Below are 19,397 nucleotides of genomic sequence, written 5' to 3'. Positions count from 1 at the left end.
CTTTCAGGGGTCGGGGCCGTGGCTCAGCGGACCATCATCTCGGGGGATGACAGCAGGAAGGTGTTCCATTCCTGGGCAGAGCTTGCCTGCTCCAGCGCCCGCAGGGTGGCTGGGGACAGCGTGGCCGCCATGGACTGGAAATACAAGGCATTGGCCAGTTGCGGAAAGGCCGCACGTTCCTGGGGCTGAGGGCCATCGCTCTTGAACAGGCCGGCACTGCCGGAGCCAATGGCTTTGGCAATTTCAAAGCGGGTGCTCATTTGGCCCGGGCTGTCCCAGGCATTGGCGGTCAAGGGGTAACCGTCCGGTGTCACCCGCCCGTAGAGCGGCTCGCCCATGCGCTCGAGCCAGTTCAGGATCGGGCCGGTATTGAGGATGGGCTTCTGGTCGTAGGCCAGCCGCACGGCAGACACCACATAACGCATCGGGTCCTTGAACTTGCGGCCACTGGCCTGTGCAAATTCCGGCGCGTTCAGCAGCACCGCCAGGGTCGCTGCGATGTCGCCTTGGCTCTTCTGAAAGGCCTCGGCCATGCGCTTGACCAGTGCCGCCGGAGGTTCGTCGGCCAGCCAGTACACCGCCAGCTTGTGGCTGATGAAGCGCGCCGTGGCGGGGTGGGCTGCCAGGCGGTCCAAGGCTTCATTCAACTCGGCCAGGCCCTTGCCTTGCAGCGGCTGGCCGAGCAGGGACTTGTTGCCAAAATCATGCCGGTTTGGGCTAAATTCAAACGCTCCCCGGCGTACATAAAGGGCTTGCAGCTCTTTCTTTTGTAGCGAGTTGCTGGCGTTTGAATTGATGCCTGCGCCGGTGAGCACCCGGGCGAGTTCCTGCACATCGTGCTGGGAGTAACCACCATCCACACCCAGGGTGTGCAGCTCCATCAGTTCACGTGCAAAGTTCTCGTTGATTTTTCCTGCGGCGTTCTGTTCGTTGTCCAGATAACGCAGCATGGCCGGGTGGGTGGCCACCGCGCCCAGAAGCTCCCGGAACTTGCCCAGGGCATGGGGGCGAATGGCGTTCTCCTCGTAGTCACCCAGCATCGCACGCAGGTTGCCCTTGCCCTGGTGCACACTGAAGTGGTTGAGCCAGAACCAGGTCATTTGTTCCTGCACCTGACACGGTGAGTACAGAGCCCGCAGGATGTGCCGCGTGGTCGACTCGCGCCGCAGGCGGTTGAGCTCCTGCTGGTAGGCTTGTTGGGCGGCCTTTTTGGCTTCGTCATTGCCCAGCGCGTCGGCTTCCTTGCGTTGCTGCTCCATCTGTTGGACCAGTTCGAGCAGCGGTGTGGTAGTGATGCGCATGCCGTCAATTTGCTGCTGCAGTTCCGGCGCCAAGGGACAGCGGGCCGGGTGCAACTGGTTCTGAAGATACTGCTCAGCACCCTGTTGCCTGAAGTGCTCCACCGCGCTGGTGTTGGCGCCCCAGGTCAGGTGATTGACCTGCTGGTAAGCCGTGTCTGCAGCACTGAACTGTTGGTTTTGCCCGGTCTGGGGTGCCGCACAACTGGCCAGCAACAGCGACAGAGTGGCTGCACCCAGCAGGGGCAAATGGGTCATCCGCCAGTGTTCAACAAACATCACAGATCCTGAAGGAGAGGGGTAGGGTGTTGTATCACCAAACACCCCGTCTTCGCGCCAGCCGCTGGCAGTTGGTGCCTCAGGCTGTGCGTTTTGACGCACTTGGCCAGCAGCGTACCACCCAGGCGGCCAGAGAAAACGCGGTGGCCATGGCGGTGACGGCCAGCCATCCCCCATGGGCCAGCACGGCGCTGCCCAAAGTCGCGCCAAGGGCCATGCCCATGAACATGCCCACAAACAACACCGCGTTGAGTCGGCTGCGGGCCCCGGGGTCGATGCTGTAGACGATGGTCTGGTGCGCAATCAGGGCGGTTTGAACACCCAGGTCAAAGCCGACGGTGCCGATCACCAGCAACCACAGTTGACCCGTGGTGGACAGAAACGGGCTCAGACACAGCACAGCAAAGGAGAGGGTGGTGAGTCCTGCACCCAGGCGTGTCACCAGCTCCGGACCACGTCGGTCAGCCAAATGGCCAGCCAGGGGTGCGGCCAAAGCACCTACCGCACCTGCCAGACCAAAGGCACCAGCCACGGCGCTGCCCATCTCAAACGGTTTGGCGTGCAACATCACCGCCAGGGTGGACCAGAAGGCACTGAAACCCACCGACAACAGCCCCTGAGCCAGGGCCGCCTGGCGCAGGCTGGCATGGCGTTGCAGCAACGCCCACAGTGAGCCCAGCAAAGCCCGGTACGGCAGCGTGGTGGTAGGGGCAAAGCGGGGCAGGCCACGCCACACCGCGATACCAATGATCGCCACGCCGGTTGCGGCGGCAACAAACATGCTGCGCCAGCCAAAGTGCTCCGCAACAAAGCCACTGACAACACGTGACAGCAGAATGCCCAGCAACAGCCCGGTCATCACGGTGCCTACCACTTTGCCGCGCCGTGCCGCCGGGGCCAGGGTGGCCGCTGCTGGCACGATGTCCTGGGCCAAAGTGGCTGTCAGGCCAATGGCCAGGCTGGCGGCCAGCAGCCAGGTAAAGGAGGGGGCCCAAGCCGCTGCCAGCAAGGCGGCCACCAGCAGCAAGGCTTTGATAAGGATGATCTGGCGGCGGTCATGGCGGTCGCCCAGCGGCGCCAGCAGCAGGATGCCCAAGGCGTAACCGAGTTGGGTCAGCGTCGGTACAAAGCCGACATCCACGGTGCTGGCACCCATGTCGGTTGCCAGGATGCCGAGCATGGGCTGGCTGTAGTAGAGCGACGCCACGGCCAAGCCGGCACCACTGGCCAGCAACAGCACCAGGGCGGCGGGGGCTGGGTCACCCATCGGTGTGGTGGGGGCGCCTTTGTCATGCATATTTTGGATAGAAGACATGGTGTGATCCTGAATGGTTGGTGTTGGGATCGATTCTTCTCGGGTTGCCAGTGCAGCGGTAGCCCCACGTACCGCAAATTTGTTATACATTGTGTGCATGAACAAGCCTGTTGCGCCCTCTCTTGCTGTAGCCACAAGCCCCGCTGTGTTGTCTGGCGCAGGTGACCGCATTGAACTGATGCAGACCTTTGTGCGGATCGTCGAGGCTGGCAACCTGTCGGCGGCGGCGACCCAACTGCGCACCACACAACCCACCGTCAGCCGCCGTTTGCAAACCCTGGAGCGTTCCCTGGGTGTGCGTCTATTGCAGCGATCCACCCATGCCATGCGCTTGACCGAGGATGGACAACGTTGTTACGAGCGCGCCAAGGATCTGTTGGCGAGCTGGGCCGCCTTTGAGTCGGACTTGCGTGGTGCCGGTGATGCGCCACAAGGTATGTTGCGGGTGGTGGTGCCGCATGCTTTTGGGCAAGATCGATTAATCCAACCACTGGCAGACTACCTGGGCCGTTATCCCCAGATGCGTGTGGAATGGTTGCTGCACGACGACAGTGTGTTGCAGGACTTCATTGCCGGGGGCGTGGACTGTGCGGTTCAGGTGGGTGCGGTCAGTGACCCGGCCTTGGTGGCGATCAAGCTGGCCGAGGTGCCGCGCATTGTGGTGGCAGCTCCTTCGGTGTTGACGGGCGCGACCTTGCCCGAACAGGCCAGTGATCTGGCCGCGTTGCCCTGGCTTGCACTCAGAACTTTTTATCAGAACGAGGTTGTGCTGCAGCATCGGGCAACAGGCGAGCTCCAGCGCCTGACGATTTCGCCCAGAATGAGCACCGACAGTTTGTACGCCTTGCGCAGTGCCGCACTACAAGGTCTGGGTGTGGCGATTGGTTCGGCCTGGGTGTTGGCCGATGACTTGGCCAGCGGGCGGCTGCTTCATCTGGCGCCCCAATGGCAAGCGGCGCCCTTGCCGGTGTACCTGGTCTACCCCTACGCGTCTTTTTATCCGGCGCGGCTGCGCTGTTTTGTGGACATCATGCGAGCGGCTGTGCCCGATGTGGTGGGCACATGACAGGAGATTGGCGCTGCCAGACGGGCAACAGGCCTTTAAACCACTTGACCGAGCTTGAAGATAGGCAGGTACATCGCCACCACAATGCCGCCAATGACGGTGCCCAGGACCACGATGATGATGGGCTCCATCAGGCTGGAAATGCCGGCCACCATGTCGTCCACCTCGGACTCGTAAAAGTCGGCGGCTTTGCCCAGCATGTGGTCAATCGAGCCTGATTCTTCACCAATGGCACACATTTGTAACACCATCGACGGGAACAGGTTGGCATTGGTCATGGCGGCCGTCAGGGCGGTACCGGTAGACACCTCCTGCTGGATCTTGAGGGTGGCTGACTCAAACACATAGTTACCGGCGGCGCCACCCACCGAGTCCAGCGCCTCCACCAGCGGCACACCAGCGGCGAACATGGTCGAGAGGGTGCGCGTCCAGCGTGCAATGCTGGACTTCTCCACCAGCACGCCAAAGATCGGCAGCTTGAGCATCAGCCGGTCCATGAAGATCTGCACCTTCACATTGCGCCGCCAGGCCTGCATGAAAAAGTAAAAACCACCAAACAGGCCACCAAAAATCAGCCACCAGTAGGCCACAAAAAACTCGCTCATGGCGATGACCACCAGCGTGGGTGCGGGCAGGTCGGCACCAAAACTGGTGAACACCTCCTTGAACGACGGCACCACAAAAATCATGATGACTGCCGTGACCACAAAGGCTACGATCAAGACCGCAATCGGGTACATCAAGGCGGACTTGATCTTGGACTTCATCGCCTCGGTCTTTTCCATGTAGACCGCCAGGCGGTCCAGCAGCTGGTCCAGGATACCGGCGGCTTCACCCGCTTCGACCAAATTGCAGTAGAGCGCGTCAAAGTGCAGCGGGTACTTGCGAAACGCGACCGACAGCGAGGTGCCAGTTTCCACATCGTTGCGGATGTCATTGAGCAGGCGTGTCACATTCGGGTTGGGGTTGCCCCGGCCCACAATGTCAAACGCCTGCAGCAGCGGCACACCGGCTTTCATCATGGTGGCGAGTTGGCGTGTGAAGATGGCAATGTCTTTGGGCTTGATGCGTTTGCCAGCGCTCATTCGGCGCTTTTTGATCTTGGTGGGCATCACCCCCTGGCGGCGCAGTGCGGCGGTGACCTGGTTTTCACCGGCGGCGCGTGTCTCTCCGCGCACTTGTTTGCCGTTGCGGTCCTTGCCTTCCCACTCGAAGACAAATTCCTTGACTGTTTTGGGTTTCGTTTTGTCGGTTGCCATGTGCGCCGATTGTGGTGGTTTACTCGTTGGTAACAGCCAAAACTTCTTCAAGAGAAGTCAGACCCATCTTCACTTTGTGCAGGCCAGACTCGCGCATGGTTTTCACACCTTCACGCCGGGCCTGCTCGGCGATGTCCAGCGTGCTGCCGTCACGCAGGATGATGCGCTGGATCTCTTCACTGATGGGCATCACTTGGTACAGGCCAATACGGCCTTTGTAACCGTTGTTGCAGGCGCTGCAACCCACCGGGTGGTAGGGTTTCCAGCTGCCATCGAGGTCTTCGGGATGGAAACCCGCTTCGAGCAGGGCTTTGTCGGGTATCTCTATCGCTTTTTTGCAGCTGGGGCACAAACGGCGAGCCAGACGTTGTGCCGTGATCAGCAACACACTCGACGCAATATTGAACGGCGCCACACCCATGTTGCGCATCCGCGTGAGGGTCGATGGGGCGTCATTTGTGTGCAAAGTTGATAGCACCAAATGCCCTGTCTGTGCGGCCTTGATGGCAATGTCAGCCGTTTCCAAGTCGCGGATTTCCCCCACCATGATGATGTCGGGGTCTTGCCGCAGAAAGGACTTGAGCGCCACCGGAAAGGTCAGCCCGGCTTTCTCATTGACATTGACCTGGTTGACGCCAGGCAGATTGATTTCGGACGGGTCTTCCACCGTGGCGATGTTCACGCCCGGTTTGTTGAGCAGGTTCAGGCAGGTGTACAGCGACACGGTTTTGCCCGAGCCGGTCGGGCCCGTGGCCAGGATCATGCCGTAGGGCCGACCGATGGCCTGCATGAGCCGCTCTTTTTCTGTTGGCTCGTAACCCAGCGCGTCAATGCCCATCTTGGCGGTGCTGGGGTCAAGAATCCGGATCACGATTTTCTCGCCAAACAGGGTGGGCAAGGTGCTGATACGGAAGTCGATCACGCGGTCAGGCCCGACCTTGAGCTTCATCTTGCCGTCTTGCGGCACCCGCTTCTCGGAGATGTCCATCTTGGAGATCACCTTGATGCGCGATGCCAGTTTCTCTTTGATGGCAATCGGTGGTGAGGCAATTTCGCGCAACTCACCGTCGATGCGAAAACGCACGCGGTAGTTGTGCTCGTAAGGCTCAAAGTGCAAGTCCGAGGCGCGCATGGAAAACGCGTCGAGCATCATCTTGTGCAAAAACTTGACAACCGGTGCGTCATCCACCTCGGAGGAGGCCGCCGCCGCGCTGTCGCTCACCTGCTCGGACATCAGCTCGTCGAACTCGAAGTTGTCACCAATGATGTTGTCGATCGACTCCGTGGCCGACAGTGAGTTGGTGGACACCAGTTTGAGCAGCTTGTCGTACTCGGCCACCACCCAGTCGACACTGAGCTGGGTTGAGAACTTGATCTTCTCGGCCGACTGCTGGTCAGACGGGTCGGCCGTGGCGACGATCAGGCGGTTTTGCCGTTTTCCGAGCACCACCAGACGGTAGTCTTGGCAGATTTTGCTATCAAGCAGGCCACGCGGCAGCAGCAGCGGGTTGACCGCGTCCAGGTCAATCATGGGCACGGCAAACGCCAGTGACAAGGTGTGCGCCAGGTCTGTGGCCGACACCGCGCCCGAGCCGGTGATCTCGGCGATGAAGCTGGAACGCTTGGCCAGGGCTTTGCGGAAAATGTCTTCGGCAGATTTCTGATCGAGCTTGCCGGCCATCACCAGCGTGCGCCCCAGGCCAGGCAGGTTGCTGGCGGGCATGCTGAGCGGCATAAGTTCGGTGATGGACATAAGGTGAGAATGTACTACCTGGATGGCGGGTTATAACTTTTCAGGGTGACTTGGTCGTGTCTGAGTTGGCAAATATGCGACTTATTGAGGCTGTCAGCGGCATCGTTCACGGTGTGGGTGCCTAGGACAGCAAGGCCTGGGCAAACTCCTGGGCGTTGAAGGTTTCCAGGTCTTCAAGCTTTTCCCCGACCCCGATGAAGTAGACCGGAATCGGCCGCTCGCGGGCAATCGCTGCCAGCACGCCGCCCTTGGCCGTGCCATCCAGCTTGGTCACGATCAGGCCGGTCAGCCCCAGGGTGTCGTCAAAGGCTTTGACCTGGTTGAGTGCGTTCTGGCCGGTGTTGCCGTCAATGACCAGCAGCACCTCGTGCGGCGGGATACTGCTGGCACCGGACTCGCCCGCTTGATCCGCCAGCGGGCCGGTCTTCTGGATCACCCGTTTGATCTTTTTCAACTCTTCCATCAGGTGCAGCTGGGTCGGCAGGCGCCCAGCGGTGTCGACCAGCACCACATCGCGCCCGCGTGCCTTGCCGGCGCTGACCGCGTCAAAGGACACCGCCGCCGGGTCACCGCCGTCCTGGCTGATGATGTCGACCGTGTTGCGGTCAGCCCAGACACCCAGCTGTTCGCGTGCCGCCGCCCGAAAGGTGTCGGCCGCTGCCAGCAGCACACTGGCACCGTCGCTGGCCAGATGCCGGGTGAGTTTGCCAATCGAGGTGGTTTTGCCCGCGCCATTGACACCGGCCACCATGATCACCGTGGGTTTGAATTGGCCAATCAACAGCGGTTTTTGCAGCGGCAGCAGCAGGTCGGTGAGGGACTGCACCAGCAGCCCCTTGACCGCTGCTGGGTCGGTGGTTTTGCTGTCCTTGACCCGGCGCTTGAGGTCTTCCAGCAGATGCTCAGTGGCTTTGACGCCGGTGTCGGCCATCAGCAGCGCTGACTCCAGGTCTTCGTAGAGTGCATCATCAATCCGGGTGCCGGTGAACACCGTGGTGATGCTGGCGCCGGTTTTGCGCAGACCATTCGTGAGTTTGGCCAGCCAGGAGGTACGCGCCGGTGTTTCGGCAGGGGCGCTCGCTACGACAGGTGCAGATGCCGGTGGCAGCGGCTCTGGTGATGGGGATGCCGGTGTCTGCACCGATGGGGCCGCCACAGCGGCGGCTGGCAGACCCGCCTCAGGTGCGGGTGATGCAGGGGGAGGTGCTACGGACTTTTTTTTGAAGAAGCTGAACATTTTGGGGTTTCGTGGTATCACAGCATTCTATGAAACGTCCAACCTCTCTTGCTACGCTTTTTTGTGTCGCCTCGCGTTACCTGGTGCCCCTGTCGATGGCAGCGCTTGTCAGCCACACCGCTCTGGCGCAAGTCGCTCCACCACCCAGCGCCCCACCAGCCACCGCCGAGGCCAGCCGTGCCCGGCAGTTCACCCTGGCCAACGGTCTGACCTTGATCGTCAAACCCGACCGACGTGCACCTACCGCTGTCCACATGTTGTGGGTACGTGTGGGCTCGATGGACGAGGTGGACGGTACCTCCGGTGTCGCCCATGTGCTGGAGCACATGATGTTCAAAGGCACACCCAGTGTGCCCGAGGGGGAGTTCTCACGCCGGGTCGCGGCATTGGGTGGGCGCGACAACGCCTTCACCAGCCGTGACTACACCGGTTATTACCAGATGATCCCGTCACAACGCCTGGAAGACGTGATGCGGTTGGAGTCGGACCGTTTTGCCCACATGCAGTGGTCGGACGAGGCCTTCAAAAAAGAACTTGAGGTGGTCAAGGAAGAACGCCGCCTTCGCACAGAAGATAACCCTCTGGACCTTATGAATGAAGCGCTCAATGCTACTGTATTTGTAGCATCTTCGTACCGTCGACCGATTGTGGGCTGGATGAGTGATCTCGATGCCTTGACCCCCGCTGACGCTCGCGCTTTTTACCAGCGCTGGTATGTGCCTGCCAACGCCGCCGTGGTGGTGGCCGGTGATGTGGACGTGGCGCAGGTGCGTGCGCTGGCCGACAAGTACTACGGCAGCTTGCCAACCCGCGCGGTGCCCGAGCGCAAACCACGCTTGGAGCCGGTGCAAAGCGGCATCAAACGCCTGAGCTTCAAGGCCCCGGCTGAGCAGGCCCAGGTGACGCTGGCCTTCAAAGTGCCCAGCCTGCAATGGTCTACCGATGTGCAGGCGCAGGACGATGCCCTGGCCTTGACCGTGCTGGCCGCCGTGCTCGATGGTTACCAGGGCGCCAGGTTGGAGCGGGCCCTGACCCAGGGGCCGGACAAAGTGGCCGACAGTGTGGGTGCTTACAACGGCCTGTGGGGTCGCGGGCCGCAGCTGTTTGTGTTGATGGGTGTGCCCACCCAAGGCAAAACCTCCGAGCAGGTGGAACAGGCGCTACGCGCGCAAGTGCAGCGGGTGGCTTCAGAGGGCGTCACCGAGGCCGAACTGGCGCGGGTCAAAACCCAGTGGGTCGCCAGCGAGGTCTACAAACTCGACTCTTTGTTCAACCAGGCCCGTGAACTGGGCAGCCAGTGGGCGCAAGGCCTGCCGGTGGACGCCGGTGAGGTGCTGGTGCAGCGCCTGCGTGCCGTCACCGCTGAGCAGGTCAAGGCCGTGGCGGCGCGTTATTTTGGTGACGACCAACTCACCGTGGCGCAACTGCTGCCCCAGCCGCCTGACAAAAACCGCAAAACTCGCACGCCGCCGACTGGCGCCAGACATTGAGACAGTTTGCACGATCACCTTATGAATACTCTTAAAAAAATAGCTTCTTGCGCTTTATGGACGGGGGCTACAGGCCTATTTCTTCTAAACTCCGCGTGGGCAGCCCTTCCCATCGAACACTGGACCCAAACCAGCGGCGCCCAGGTCTACCTGGTGCAAAGCCCGGCCATCCCGATGGTGGATGTGCAGATCGACTTTGACGCCGGTGAGCGCCGTGATCCGGCCACCCAAGCGGGGCTGGCCAGTGTGGCCGCCAGCATGGTTAGCCATGGTGTGTTGGCTGGGTCTGGCCCGGACGAGCCCGCGCTGGATGAAAACGCCCTGGGTGAGGCCTGGGCCGACCTCGGCGCGAGTTTCTCGGCTGGCGCTGGCAACGACCGCATGAGCTTTGCCTTGCGCTCGCTGACCTACCCGGATCTGTTGGGCCGGGCGGTGCAACTGGCTGCGCGGCAACTGGCACAGCCCGCGTTCCCGGTCGACATCTGGCAACGTGAACGCAGCAGCCTGCAATCGGCCCTCAAAGAGGCCAACACCCGCCCGGGCACGCTGGCAGGACGTGCCTTTGCCCAGGCTGTCTATGGCAGCCACCCTTACGGTTACGAGATGACCGAAACCACCCTGGCCAAGATCGAGGTGGCTGACATGCAGGCGCTGTACCGCCAGGCCATCACACCGTGTCGCGCCAAGGTCACGGTGGTGGGCGCAGTCAGCAAGGTGCAGGCTGACAGCTTGGTGAAGCAGCTGCTCAGCAAGCTACCGGTGGACGAGAAGGCGGGTTGTGCACCTTTGCCCGCCGTGCCCGAGGTGTTGCCGCTGTCTGCCGCCTCCGAGCAGCGCATCGCCTTTGACTCGGCCCAGGCGCATGTGCTGATTGGCCAGCCCGGTTTCAAACGTGACGACCCGGACTACTTTGCGCTCACCGTGGGTAACTACATCCTCGGTGGGGGTGGTTTTGTCTCGCGCCTGACCCATGAGGTGCGTGAAAAGCGTGGCCTGACCTACAGCGTGTCCAGCGGTTTTGCGCCGGGCCAACACGCCGGGGCCTTCACCATTGGGTTGCAAACCCGGCCTGACCAGGCGGATGAGGCGGTCAAGGTGGTGCGCGAGGTGCTGTCCAACTTTGTCAGCCAGGGGCCGACCCAGGCCGAACTGCAGGCCGCGAAAGCCAACCTGGTGGGTGGTTTTGCGCTGTTGATTGACAGCAACCGCAAACTGCTGGGCAATGTGGCCAACATTGCCTGGAACAACTTGCCCTTGAACTACCTTGATACCTGGACGCGGCAAATCGACAAAGTGACGGTGGCCGACATCCAGGCCGCGTTTGCCCGCAAGCTGCAACCCGATCGCATGGTCACCGTGGTACTCGGTGGCCGCTGACAGGTCAAACGCCCGGCCACACCGGATAACATGCCCGCACTGTTTTGATTCCCCCCACCCTGATCCATGAAAAAAGACCCACCCGCTCCCTACCGCAAACCTGTGCGTCCCCGCGCCGTCCAAAGCCATGAGGTTCGCATCATTGGGGGCTTGTTCAAACGCAGCAAACTGCCGGTCGCTGATAAACCTGGACTGCGTCCGACGCCAGACCGGGTGCGCGAGACCTTGTTCAACTGGCTCGGCCAGGATCTGAGCGGCTGGCGCTGTCTGGACGCTTTTGCCGGCACTGGCGCGCTGGGTTTCGAGTCGGTCTCGCGTGGTGCCAAAGAGGTGCGGCTGGTGGAAAACGACGCGGCCTTGGTGGATCAGCTCAAACGCACGGCCAGCCATTTGAAGATCGACACGGTGCACATCGAACGTGCGGACGGTGTGTCTGCGCTCAAACGTGCCAGCCCCAACAGCCTGGATGCCATTTTTCTGGACCCGCCGTTTGACTCGGATGTGTTTGAGGCAGCGGTGCTGGCCGCAGGCCAAGCCGTGACAGATAACGGTTTTGTCTATCTGGAAGCGCCCAAACGCTGGACCGATGAACAGCTGCAAACGTCTGGGCTGCAGGTTTACCGTTATCTCAAAGCGGGTGCGGTGCACGCCCATTTGCTGCGTCGCAGTGGGGTGATTGCATTTTGAAGGCGGCCAGCCCGGGGCAGGGCGGCACGATAATCGACCTCTTCTCTTGGCAAAAAATCTGAACCATGCCCCACCTGATAGCGATTTACCCCGGCACCTTTGACCCGATCACCCTGGGGCATGAAGATATCGTGCGGCGTGCCTCCCAGCTGTTTGACCAGGTGATCGTCGCGGTGGCGGCCGGGCACCATAAAAAAGCCATGTTTTCGGTGCAGGAACGGCTGGAGATGGCGCACACCGCCTTGTCCGATGTGCCGGGTGTTGAGGTGGCGGAGTTTCACGGCCTGCTGCGTGACTTTGTCATCAGCCGGGGCGCCAAGGTGATGGTGCGTGGCCTGCGCGCGGTGACCGACTTTGATTACGAATTCCAGCTGGCGGGCATGAACCGCACCCTGATGCCCCAGGTGGAGACCATTTTTCTGGCACCCAGCGACAAATACCAGTTCATATCGAGCACCCTGGTGCGCGAGATCGCCACCCTGAGTGGTGAGGTGGACGCTTTTGTGTCGCCGGGTGTCAACCAGCGGCTGCTGGCCAAAGTGCGCGGTGTGTCTGCCGCCTGACCTGTTTAACTGGAGAACACCATGAAGATTCTTTTGCCTTTTGATGGCTCGGCCGCCGCGCTGGAGGCTGTGCAGTTTGCCATTCGTCTGGCAGGTGACGGGCTCAACACCTCGGTGGTGCTGGCCAATGTGCAGGAGCACGCCAGCCTGTATGAGCTGATGGTGGCCCATGACCCGCAGGTGATCGAGCAGGTCAGCGCCGATGCGGGTGCCAACACCTTGAAACCCGCTCAGACGCTGCTGGAGGATGCGGGCATTGCCTTTGAGAGCGAGGTCAGCACTGGCGACCCGGCACACACCCTGGTGGACATTCTGGAAAACTACGGCTGCGACATGGTGGTGATGGGGGCCAGCGGCACCAGCACCTTGCGCAGTGCTTTGCTGGGTTCGGTGTCCAACGAGCTGTTGCACGCCGCCGGTGTGCCGGTGGTGATTGTGAAAGCCACGGAAGACCTCGAGGCTGAGCTGACGGCTTGAAGCGCGCGCATTTTCACGTGTACCCAGGACCCAGCGCATGGCATTGCTGATCACAGACGAATGCATCAACTGTGATGTGTGTGAGCCCGAGTGCCCGAACCAGGCGATCTCGATGGGGCCGGATTTTTACCAGATTGATCCGGCCAAGTGCACCGAGTGTGTCGGCCATTTTGATGAGCCCCAATGTGTGCAGGTGTGTCCGGTGAACTGCATTCCGGTCAATCCGGCGTTTGTGGAAGACCGCGAGACCCTGCTGCAAAAATACCGCCGTTTGCAGGTGCTTGCGGTTGGGGTGAGTACCGCGTCGTCTTGATCACCGGGCTGCTGGCTGTGTCGCACCGTGCGCGCTGAGCGGGTGGTGTCCAAACTGGCCTAAGGTTGGTCTTTTTGCGCCGTTTTTTTGGCAGATTTTTTGTGGGTGGGCGGGCTCCGAGCCTCGGGCACCTCGGCCACAAAACCCAGTTGTTTGGCGGTTTTGTGTTTCAAACGTTTGGGGTGAACGAGCACAGGTTCTTCTCGAACCACCACCACCTTAGCAGGGGGTGAGGGCGCAAAGGGGCGTTTGGCGTCGGTCGCACGCAACGCTTTTTCCTTGGCCAGCCGGTCTTGTTCCATGTCCCGGGCCAACTTGGCATCACGCTGGGTGATGTCGTCCTTGAGTTTTTTCTGCTGTGGGTCGCGGCTGTCGTTGACGTCCAGCAGTTTGCCGCCCGGGCACGGAGACTGGCTGTAGCTTGTGCCACATTTATAGACATTTTCGGCTCTAGCCCAAGTACAGTAAGCGCTGGTAGCTATAACTATTAAAGCAATTGACCAGCGCTGGGTGTTCATGGTGTGGCCACTTTCATGACGGAGCTGTTGGGGTCTGCGTCTGTGGGGGGCAAGGCTGCGGGCGGCGCAGGGCGGGGAATTTTTGGCCGGGGGGGCTTGCTGGTGTGGATCAAACGGGTGGCCTGTTCCATGTCACCCGCCAGCAGCTGTGGCAGGGCCTTGAGCGCGCGGTCAATGGTTTGTTCGATGGCGATGCGGTGGTCGGGGGAGGGCTTTTTCAACACCCAGTGCACCACCTCTGCCTTGTTGCCCGGGTGGCCCACACCCAGGCGCAGGCGCCAGTACTGGTCGGTGCCGAGCTGGGCGTGGATGTCGCGCAGACCATTGTGGCCGGCGTGGCTGCCACCCAACTTGAGCTTGGCTTCTCCTGGCGCGATGTCCAGTTCGTCATGCGCCACCAGCATCTCCTGCGGGCTGATCTTGAAAAAGTTGGCCAGCGCGGCCACCGATTTGCCACTCAGGTTCATGAAGGTCTGGGGCGCCAGCAGCCAGACGTTTTGGCCGTTGACCACGGTGCGCGCGGTCAGGCCGTAATAACCTTTGTCAAACACCAGCGAGGTGTTGAGTGCCTTGGCGACAGCGTCAAGCCACCAAAACCCGGCGTTGTGGCGGGTGGCTTCATAGTCCGGCCCGGGGTTGCCGAGGCCAACAAAGAGTCGAATCATGGTGTGAATTATGCAAGCGAGCCATAAAAAAAGCCCACCGAAGTGGGCTCTTGCATAGTCGCAGAGGACTTATTTCTTGGCAGCAGGCTTGGCGCCAGCTTTGCCAGCCGGCTTGGCTGCAGCGTCAGCAGCAGGTGCTGCTTCGGCGGCGGGTGCTTCGGCAGCGGCAACCACCACCACCGACACCACCACCGGGTTCTTGTCGCTACCGTGCGAGACGGCCTTGACACCCTTGGGCAGGGGCAGGTCTTGCAGGTGCAGCGAGCTGCCCTTGCGCAGGCCACTCAGGTCCACGGTGATGAATTCAGGCAGGTCAGCGGGCAGGCACAACACGTCGAGTTCACTGATCACGTGGTTGGCGATACAACCTTCAGACTTGACGGCCACGGACTGGTCGTCACCCACGAAGTGCAATGGCACCTTCATGTGCAGCTTGGTGTTGGCATCCACGCGCTGGAAGTCCACGTGCAGAACCAATTGTTTGAACGGGTGCACTTGCACGTCGCGCAGCAGAACTTTTTGTTCTTTGCCGCCGATGTCCATGTCCAGAACGCTGGCGTGGAAGGCTTCCTTCTTCAGGGCATGCCACAAGGCGTTGTGGTCCAACTCGATCAGTTGGGGTTCGGTGGCACCACCGTAAACGATACCGGGCGTGCGACCGGTGATGCGCAGACGGCGGCTCGCACCCGTACCCTGCTTGGCGCGCTCAAAAGCGACTAATTTCATGTTCTAACTCCTGATGGGGCCGACCGCGACCAGTGCGACCCTGATTTAAAAAAGCCCGGCACCCCGAATGGGCGCACGGGCCACTTGAGATTCCGGTCAGAACAGGTTGTCCTGATCAGAAAACAAACTCATGACCGACTTGCCCAGGGCAATTCGGTGGATGGTTTCGGCGATGAGCGGTGCCACATTGAGCTGGCGTATCTTGTGACAGGCGAGGGCATTGGGGCTCAGCGGGATGGTGTTGGTCACCACCACTTCGTCCAGGGCTTGGCCGTTGCTGATGCGGTCGATCGCCGGGCCGGAGAAAATCGGGTGGGTGCAATAGGCATACACCTTTTTGGCACCACGTTGTTTGAGCACTTCAGCCGCTTTCACCAGCGTACCCGCGGTGTCGATCATGTCGTCCATGATGACGCAGTTGCGACCTTCAATTTCACCAATCACGTGCATCACTTCACTGACATTGGCCTTGGGACGGCGTTTGTCGATGATGGCGAGGTCACAACCGAGCTGTTTGGCCAGCGCACGGGCACGCACCACACCACCCACGTCGGGCGAGACCACAATCAGGTCATCGTAATTTTTCTGGCGCAGGTCACCGAGCAACACCGGTGAGGCGTAAATGTTGTCCACCGGGATGTCAAAAAAGCCCTGGATCTGGTCCGCATGCAAGTCCATGGTCAGCACCCGGGCCACACCCACGGCTTGCAGCATGTTGGCGACCACCTTGGCCGAGATCGGCACGCGGCTGGAGCGCGGGCGACGGTCCTGCCGGGCGTAACCAAAGTAGGGGATGACCGCGCTGATCCGCTCGGCCGATGCACGCTTGAGCGCATCGACCATGATCAGCAATTCCATCAGGTTTTCGTTGGTCGGCTGGCAAGTGCTCTGCACCACAAACACATCGCGGGCACGCACGTTTTGTTTGATTTCAACGGTGACTTCACCGTCCGAGAAGCGACCCACTTCTGCAGCACCCACACCGGTTTTGAGATGGCTGGCAATGTCTGCTGCCAACGCGGGGTTGGCATTGCCGGTAAAAACCATGAACTCGGGCGGTTGATCGGATTGCATGGTATTCCCAACTGGTAGATCGCTGTTACTTCGGCATGTTGCCAAACAACATGCAAGAATATTTGGCAGGGGAAGAAGGATTCGAACCTTCGCATGCTGGAATCAAAATCCAGTGCCTTAACCAGCTTGGCGACTCCCCTACACGGGTGCATCATGCAGCATGACACACCGATAAACCTATCCTAGACAGCCCACCCTTGCAGGGGATGTGCTGGCAGGTTGTTGCACAACCTGACTTGAAACGACCCAGGCGCACTGCGCGTCTCAAAATTATGCAACGTTTGCGCAAACACCGCACTTCCAGAGCCAGTCATCCGACCAGTCAGTCCTGAAGTCTTTAACCAATCCAAAGCTTGGCTGATTTCAGGGCATAACTTCTCAGCAACACTCTGCAAGTCGTTTTGACCGAAGCCAAAGGCGTCTGCAGCGAAGCCTGAAAGTATAGCGGATTTGGTGTCCCTTTTCAAATCTGGATGAGAAAAAATTCTCTGAGTTTCCAAACCCTGGTTTGGTTTGACCACCACAAACCGTGCCGAAGGCACCTCGACGGGGGTCATGATCTCGCCGATACCGGTCACCCAGGCGTTGTGCCCCCCCAGGAAAAAAGGTACATCCGCCCCGAGTTTCAGGCCAATGGCCTTCAGGCTCGCCAGGCTCAGGTTCAGACCCCATAAGCGGTTCAAGGCCAGCAAGGTGCTGGCAGCATCGGACGAGCCACCACCCATGCCGGCTTGCGCGGGTATCTGTTTATCGATGCAAATATGTGCGCCGTAGCTTGTGCCACTGGCTTGTTGCAGCGCCTGCGCAGCGCGCACGATCAGGTCGTTGGGCGGTAGGGGTGTGCTCAGGTCTTCCCGGCTGATCTGGCCATCCTGGCGTAACTCGACGTGCAATGTGTCGCTCCAATCGATCAGCATGAACACCGATTCGAGCAAATGGTAGCCATCGGGGCGGCGCCCCACGATGTGCAAAAAGAGGTTGAGCTTGGCAGGCGCGCAAATGTCGTAGATGGATTTCATGGTGGCAAGGGAAAAAGCCTGGAGGTCAGTCGTCGAGCAGCACCCGCAGTTCAGCCGCGGGTTCGGGTGAGGTGCGGCGCGCCTGGATTTTGCCTTGCGCTCTTTGCGACAGATCCACCTGCCAGCCAGGCTCCACCTGTGGCTGGCCGTTCAGCCAGGCAAACAAGGCGGCCACCGGAACATCGGTGCCCAGCAAGGAGGTGAGCAACTGTGTCAGATCGCTGAACTCACGTGTTTCGCCCCTGGCCTGTAGCTGTGCACCAGCGGGCGACCAGGACAAAGCAGCAGCTGTGCTGCCCAGTGGGGTGAAGAACTGCAACTCGCCCTGCGCCGGGTTGCCCTGTAATTCAAAGGCTGCGCTGAAGGACTGGCTCTGTTGTGAGATGGCGCTGGCATCCTCCTGTACACGCAAGGACAAACGCCCGCGCCAGATCAGAGGTTCAAGACCATTTTGGCCTCTGGCCCTTGTATTGCTTGCACATCCTGCTAGTAAAAAAATAGCTGACAACGCACTCGCGGCAAGTACGGCGCGGCGGTTCTTCACAGCGGAACACGCAGGCGTTGGATGGTTTCGCTGAGGGTGTCGTTGTCGGGATTGATTTTGAGACCGTCGCGAAACACCTGGATGGCCTCTTGTTGTTGACCCGCTTGCCACAGAACCTCGCCCAGATGGGCGGCAATTTCAGCGTCTGGCCGCTCTTTGTACGCGCTGCGCAACAGCCGCACGGCCTCGGTGAAGTTGCCACTGCGGAACTCGGCCCAGGCCAGGCTGTCGGTGATAAAGGCGTTGTTGGGCGAGAGCTCCAGGGCTTTTTTGATCAGTGCGATGGCTTCGGGCAGGCGCATGTTGTGATCGGCCAGTGAATAACCCAGGGCGTTGTAGGCGTTGGCGTCATCCGGTCTGGCGGCGATCAGCGTACGCAGCAGCTGTTCCATCTCGGCCAGGTTGCCCAATCTTTCATGGGCCATGGCCAATTCGTAGAGGAGTTCAAGGTCATCAGGGAACTGTTGGGTGAGTTGCTGCAAGCGGTCGCGGGCGCGCGTGAAAAGTTTTTCATCCCGCAGCAGCTGCACCTCGGCTGAGCGTTTGAGCCCGGCATCGGCATCCGAGTTTTCGGGCAGGCTCTGGATCAAGCTGATGGCCTCGTCCACCCGGCCTTGTTTGGCGATCAACGCGGCCCGGCGGACCTGTGCGCGCAACACATCTTCCGGGTTGTCGATCCGTTGCAACCAGGCCTCGGCGGCTTGGAGATCCTTGCGCTGTTGCGCCAGCTGCGACAAGGACAAAAAGGCTTGTGAGCGGCCGCGTTTGGTTTCTGCTGCTTGTTGCAATGCAGGTTGGGCGTCGACTAGCTCCAGGTAACGCTGGAATTGCTTTTCAGCCAAGGCAGACTGGCCAGCCTGCATGGCCAAGGCGCCGTCAATCAGCCAGGCATCGGGGTAGTCGGGGGTGTCGGTCCGGATGGTTTGCAACTGACGCTGTGCATCGTCTTCGCGTCGGTTTTTGAGCAGAACCTTGATGTAGGCCATGCGGAATTCTGGCCGGGCGCTGGGCAGATGTTTTTTGACCAGACTCTCGGCTTGGGGTGTTTGCGGCTGCATCAGCGACAGCGCCAGCAGCGCCGGGTGTTCGGAGCGTGGGTCCATGGCCATGCCCTTGATAGCGGCATCCAAGGCCTTGGTGTTGTCATTGGCGGCTTGCCACAAACGTCCGACGACGGCCCATGCGGTGGCGCCCAAGCCTGGGTCGCTGAGCCAAGGGTTCAGGGCTTTCTGGACGGTGGAGGCCGCCAGTGGCCGATCACTCATGCGCTCAAATGCTTGCGGCAGAGACCAGATCAAATCCCGTCGCTCTTTGGCGGGTGCCAAGCTGATCTCGCGTTTGAGCACCTCCTGGGTGTCGGCCACGCGGTTCAAACCGAGCAGAATCTGCACGACAAAATGGTTCGCTTCCCTGGAGTCGGGAATGGCCTGGCTCCAGGCTCTGGCGGCCTGCAGTGCGGAGTCACCCGAGCGCGCCTGCAAAGCAACCTGAACCGCACGCCGAAACAGCGCGGGCTCTTTGGTTTTTTGCGCCGCATCCAGCAGCAGCGAAAAAGCCGCTCCCGGTTCCTGCACGCGGGCGTTGATTTCACCCAGCAGGATTTCGTAGAACAGCGGAGCGTCCAGTGCAGAGCGTTTGGAGACGGGCTCTGAGGAACCGGTGGACTGGGCATGAACCCCGAGCGAGCAGGACAGCAGCAGGGGCAAGAGGACGGATGTGAGTCGCATCCATTCATAA

At 60.6% G+C, this 19,397-nt stretch carries 19 protein-coding genes and 1 tRNA gene; 7 read left to right on the top strand and 13 right to left on the bottom strand.

What is annotated here, in order from left to right; all coding sequences use genetic code 11:
• Window positions 1–23 precede the first annotated feature (23 nt).
• The gene (locus RF819_RS19425) at window positions 24–1,577 is read right to left on the bottom strand and encodes a DUF1800 domain-containing protein (RefSeq protein WP_244899934.1); all 1,554 of its coding nucleotides are present in this window, start codon (window positions 1,575–1,577) and stop codon (window positions 24–26) included.
• Window positions 1,578–1,656: 79 nt separating this feature from the next.
• Window positions 1,657–2,892 (bottom strand): MFS transporter, encoded by a 1,236-nt coding sequence (locus RF819_RS19420; protein ID WP_078367079.1) that lies wholly within the window; start codon window positions 2,890–2,892, stop codon window positions 1,657–1,659.
• A gap of 97 nt (window positions 2,893–2,989) precedes the next feature.
• Between RF819_RS19420 and RF819_RS19415 the strand changes: the two genes are divergently transcribed.
• A complete protein-coding gene (locus tag RF819_RS19415; protein WP_078366475.1) occupies window positions 2,990–3,958 on the top strand; it encodes a LysR family transcriptional regulator in 969 nt (322 codons plus the stop codon).
• 35 nt (window positions 3,959–3,993) lie between these two features.
• On the opposite strand, the gene RF819_RS19410 is transcribed toward RF819_RS19415, so the two are convergent.
• The 3 genes from RF819_RS19410 to ftsY form a co-directional block, all read right to left on the bottom strand.
• On the bottom strand, window positions 3,994–5,217 hold the full coding sequence (locus tag RF819_RS19410; RefSeq protein WP_078366474.1) for a type II secretion system F family protein: 1,224 nt from the start codon (window positions 5,215–5,217) through the stop codon (window positions 3,994–3,996).
• 19 nt (window positions 5,218–5,236) lie between these two features.
• The gene (gene pilB, locus RF819_RS19405) at window positions 5,237–6,970 is read right to left on the bottom strand and encodes a type IV-A pilus assembly ATPase PilB (protein WP_078366473.1); all 1,734 of its coding nucleotides are present in this window, start codon (window positions 6,968–6,970) and stop codon (window positions 5,237–5,239) included.
• A gap of 121 nt (window positions 6,971–7,091) precedes the next feature.
• Window positions 7,092–8,207: a signal recognition particle-docking protein FtsY gene (gene ftsY, locus RF819_RS19400; RefSeq protein ID WP_078366472.1), complete on the bottom strand. Its 1,116-nt coding sequence runs from the start codon at window positions 8,205–8,207 to the stop codon at window positions 7,092–7,094.
• A 29-nt stretch (window positions 8,208–8,236) separates the two neighbouring features.
• On the opposite strand from ftsY, the gene RF819_RS19395 reads away from it, so the two are divergent.
• The 6 genes from RF819_RS19395 to RF819_RS19370 all read left to right on the top strand — a co-directional run bounded on the left by RF819_RS19395 (window position 8,237) and on the right by RF819_RS19370 (window position 13,114).
• Entirely contained in the window at window positions 8,237–9,697 is a 1,461-nt protein-coding gene (locus tag RF819_RS19395) for a M16 family metallopeptidase (protein ID WP_078366471.1), read from the top strand.
• Window positions 9,698–9,718: 21 nt separating this feature from the next.
• A complete protein-coding gene (locus tag RF819_RS19390; protein WP_078366470.1) occupies window positions 9,719–11,074 on the top strand; it encodes a M16 family metallopeptidase in 1,356 nt (451 codons plus the stop codon).
• A 66-nt stretch (window positions 11,075–11,140) separates the two neighbouring features.
• Window positions 11,141–11,761, top strand: a complete 621-nt coding sequence (gene rsmD, locus RF819_RS19385; protein WP_078366469.1) for a 16S rRNA (guanine(966)-N(2))-methyltransferase RsmD — start codon at window positions 11,141–11,143, stop codon at window positions 11,759–11,761.
• A gap of 65 nt (window positions 11,762–11,826) precedes the next feature.
• Window positions 11,827–12,324, top strand: a complete 498-nt coding sequence (gene coaD, locus RF819_RS19380) for a pantetheine-phosphate adenylyltransferase (RefSeq protein ID WP_078366468.1) — start codon at window positions 11,827–11,829, stop codon at window positions 12,322–12,324.
• 21 nt (window positions 12,325–12,345) lie between these two features.
• Window positions 12,346–12,801: a universal stress protein gene (locus tag RF819_RS19375; RefSeq protein ID WP_078366467.1), complete on the top strand. Its 456-nt coding sequence runs from the start codon at window positions 12,346–12,348 to the stop codon at window positions 12,799–12,801.
• A gap of 37 nt (window positions 12,802–12,838) precedes the next feature.
• A complete protein-coding gene (locus RF819_RS19370) occupies window positions 12,839–13,114 on the top strand; it encodes a YfhL family 4Fe-4S dicluster ferredoxin (protein ID WP_078366466.1) in 276 nt (91 codons plus the stop codon).
• A 59-nt stretch (window positions 13,115–13,173) separates the two neighbouring features.
• On the opposite strand, the gene RF819_RS21165 is transcribed toward RF819_RS19370, so the two are convergent.
• The 8 genes from RF819_RS21165 to RF819_RS19325 form a co-directional block, all read right to left on the bottom strand.
• Window positions 13,174–13,632 carry a hypothetical protein gene (locus RF819_RS21165; protein WP_143541772.1) on the bottom strand — a complete coding sequence of 153 codons (459 nt, stop codon included), beginning with the start codon at window positions 13,630–13,632 and terminating at the stop codon, window positions 13,174–13,176.
• A complete protein-coding gene (gene pth / locus RF819_RS19355) occupies window positions 13,629–14,297 on the bottom strand; it encodes an aminoacyl-tRNA hydrolase (protein ID WP_078366463.1) in 669 nt (222 codons plus the stop codon). The genes RF819_RS21165 and pth overlap by 4 nt, the downstream gene beginning before the upstream one ends.
• A gap of 69 nt (window positions 14,298–14,366) precedes the next feature.
• Window positions 14,367–15,023 (bottom strand): 50S ribosomal protein L25/general stress protein Ctc, encoded by a 657-nt coding sequence (locus tag RF819_RS19350; RefSeq protein ID WP_078366462.1) that lies wholly within the window; start codon window positions 15,021–15,023, stop codon window positions 14,367–14,369.
• 96 nt (window positions 15,024–15,119) lie between these two features.
• Window positions 15,120–16,097, bottom strand: a complete 978-nt coding sequence (locus RF819_RS19345) for a ribose-phosphate pyrophosphokinase (protein WP_078366461.1) — start codon at window positions 16,095–16,097, stop codon at window positions 15,120–15,122.
• A gap of 63 nt (window positions 16,098–16,160) precedes the next feature.
• A tRNA-Gln gene (locus RF819_RS19340) sits at window positions 16,161–16,237 on the bottom strand.
• Between the two features lie 42 nt (window positions 16,238–16,279).
• Window positions 16,280–17,116, bottom strand: a complete 837-nt coding sequence (ispE, locus tag RF819_RS19335; protein ID WP_078366460.1) for a 4-(cytidine 5'-diphospho)-2-C-methyl-D-erythritol kinase — start codon at window positions 17,114–17,116, stop codon at window positions 16,280–16,282.
• A gap of 25 nt (window positions 17,117–17,141) precedes the next feature.
• Window positions 17,142–17,534, bottom strand: coding sequence for a lipoprotein insertase outer membrane protein LolB (locus tag RF819_RS19330; RefSeq protein WP_242472697.1), 393 nt, complete (start codon window positions 17,532–17,534; stop codon window positions 17,142–17,144).
• A gap of 122 nt (window positions 17,535–17,656) precedes the next feature.
• Complete coding sequence (locus RF819_RS19325; protein ID WP_078366458.1) at window positions 17,657–19,387, bottom strand: tetratricopeptide repeat protein; 1,731 nt, start codon at window positions 19,385–19,387, stop codon at window positions 17,657–17,659.
• Between the last annotated feature and the right edge of the window lie 10 nt (window positions 19,388–19,397).

The organism is Rhodoferax fermentans (assembly GCF_002017865.1).
Taxonomy (GTDB): Bacteria; Pseudomonadota; Gammaproteobacteria; order Burkholderiales; family Burkholderiaceae_C; genus Rhodoferax; species Rhodoferax fermentans.
This window is presented reverse-complemented; position numbering and strand designations above follow the sequence as displayed.

Excerpts from the sequence above, each read along its gene's own strand:
- RF819_RS19375 (WP_078366467.1), top strand. The coding sequence starts at position 12,346 with ATGAAGATTCTTTTGCCTTTTGATGGCTCGGCCGCCGCGCTGGAGGCT.
- ftsY (WP_078366472.1), bottom strand. The coding sequence starts at position 8,207 with ATGTTCAGCTTCTTCAAAAAAAAGTCCGTAGCACCTCCCCCTGCATCA.
- ispE (WP_078366460.1), bottom strand. The coding sequence starts at position 17,116 with ATGAAATCCATCTACGACATTTGCGCGCCTGCCAAGCTCAACCTCTTT.
- RF819_RS19325 (WP_078366458.1), bottom strand. The coding sequence starts at position 19,387 with ATGCGACTCACATCCGTCCTCTTGCCCCTGCTGCTGTCCTGCTCGCTC.
- pth (WP_078366463.1), bottom strand. The coding sequence starts at position 14,297 with ATGATTCGACTCTTTGTTGGCCTCGGCAACCCCGGGCCGGACTATGAA.
- RF819_RS19415 (WP_078366475.1), top strand. The coding sequence starts at position 2,990 with ATGAACAAGCCTGTTGCGCCCTCTCTTGCTGTAGCCACAAGCCCCGCT.
- pilB (WP_078366473.1), bottom strand. The coding sequence starts at position 6,970 with ATGTCCATCACCGAACTTATGCCGCTCAGCATGCCCGCCAGCAACCTG.
- RF819_RS19370 (WP_078366466.1), top strand. The coding sequence starts at position 12,839 with ATGGCATTGCTGATCACAGACGAATGCATCAACTGTGATGTGTGTGAG.
- RF819_RS19425 (WP_244899934.1), bottom strand. The coding sequence starts at position 1,577 with ATGTTTGTTGAACACTGGCGGATGACCCATTTGCCCCTGCTGGGTGCA.
- RF819_RS21165 (WP_143541772.1), bottom strand. The coding sequence starts at position 13,632 with ATGAACACCCAGCGCTGGTCAATTGCTTTAATAGTTATAGCTACCAGC.
- RF819_RS19350 (WP_078366462.1), bottom strand. The coding sequence starts at position 15,023 with ATGAAATTAGTCGCTTTTGAGCGCGCCAAGCAGGGTACGGGTGCGAGC.
- RF819_RS19420 (WP_078367079.1), bottom strand. The coding sequence starts at position 2,892 with ATGTCTTCTATCCAAAATATGCATGACAAAGGCGCCCCCACCACACCG.
- RF819_RS19345 (WP_078366461.1), bottom strand. The coding sequence starts at position 16,097 with ATGCAATCCGATCAACCGCCCGAGTTCATGGTTTTTACCGGCAATGCC.
- RF819_RS19390 (WP_078366470.1), top strand. The coding sequence starts at position 9,719 with ATGAATACTCTTAAAAAAATAGCTTCTTGCGCTTTATGGACGGGGGCT.
- RF819_RS19395 (WP_078366471.1), top strand. The coding sequence starts at position 8,237 with ATGAAACGTCCAACCTCTCTTGCTACGCTTTTTTGTGTCGCCTCGCGT.
- coaD (WP_078366468.1), top strand. The coding sequence starts at position 11,827 with ATGCCCCACCTGATAGCGATTTACCCCGGCACCTTTGACCCGATCACC.
- rsmD (WP_078366469.1), top strand. The coding sequence starts at position 11,141 with ATGAAAAAAGACCCACCCGCTCCCTACCGCAAACCTGTGCGTCCCCGC.
- RF819_RS19410 (WP_078366474.1), bottom strand. The coding sequence starts at position 5,217 with ATGGCAACCGACAAAACGAAACCCAAAACAGTCAAGGAATTTGTCTTC.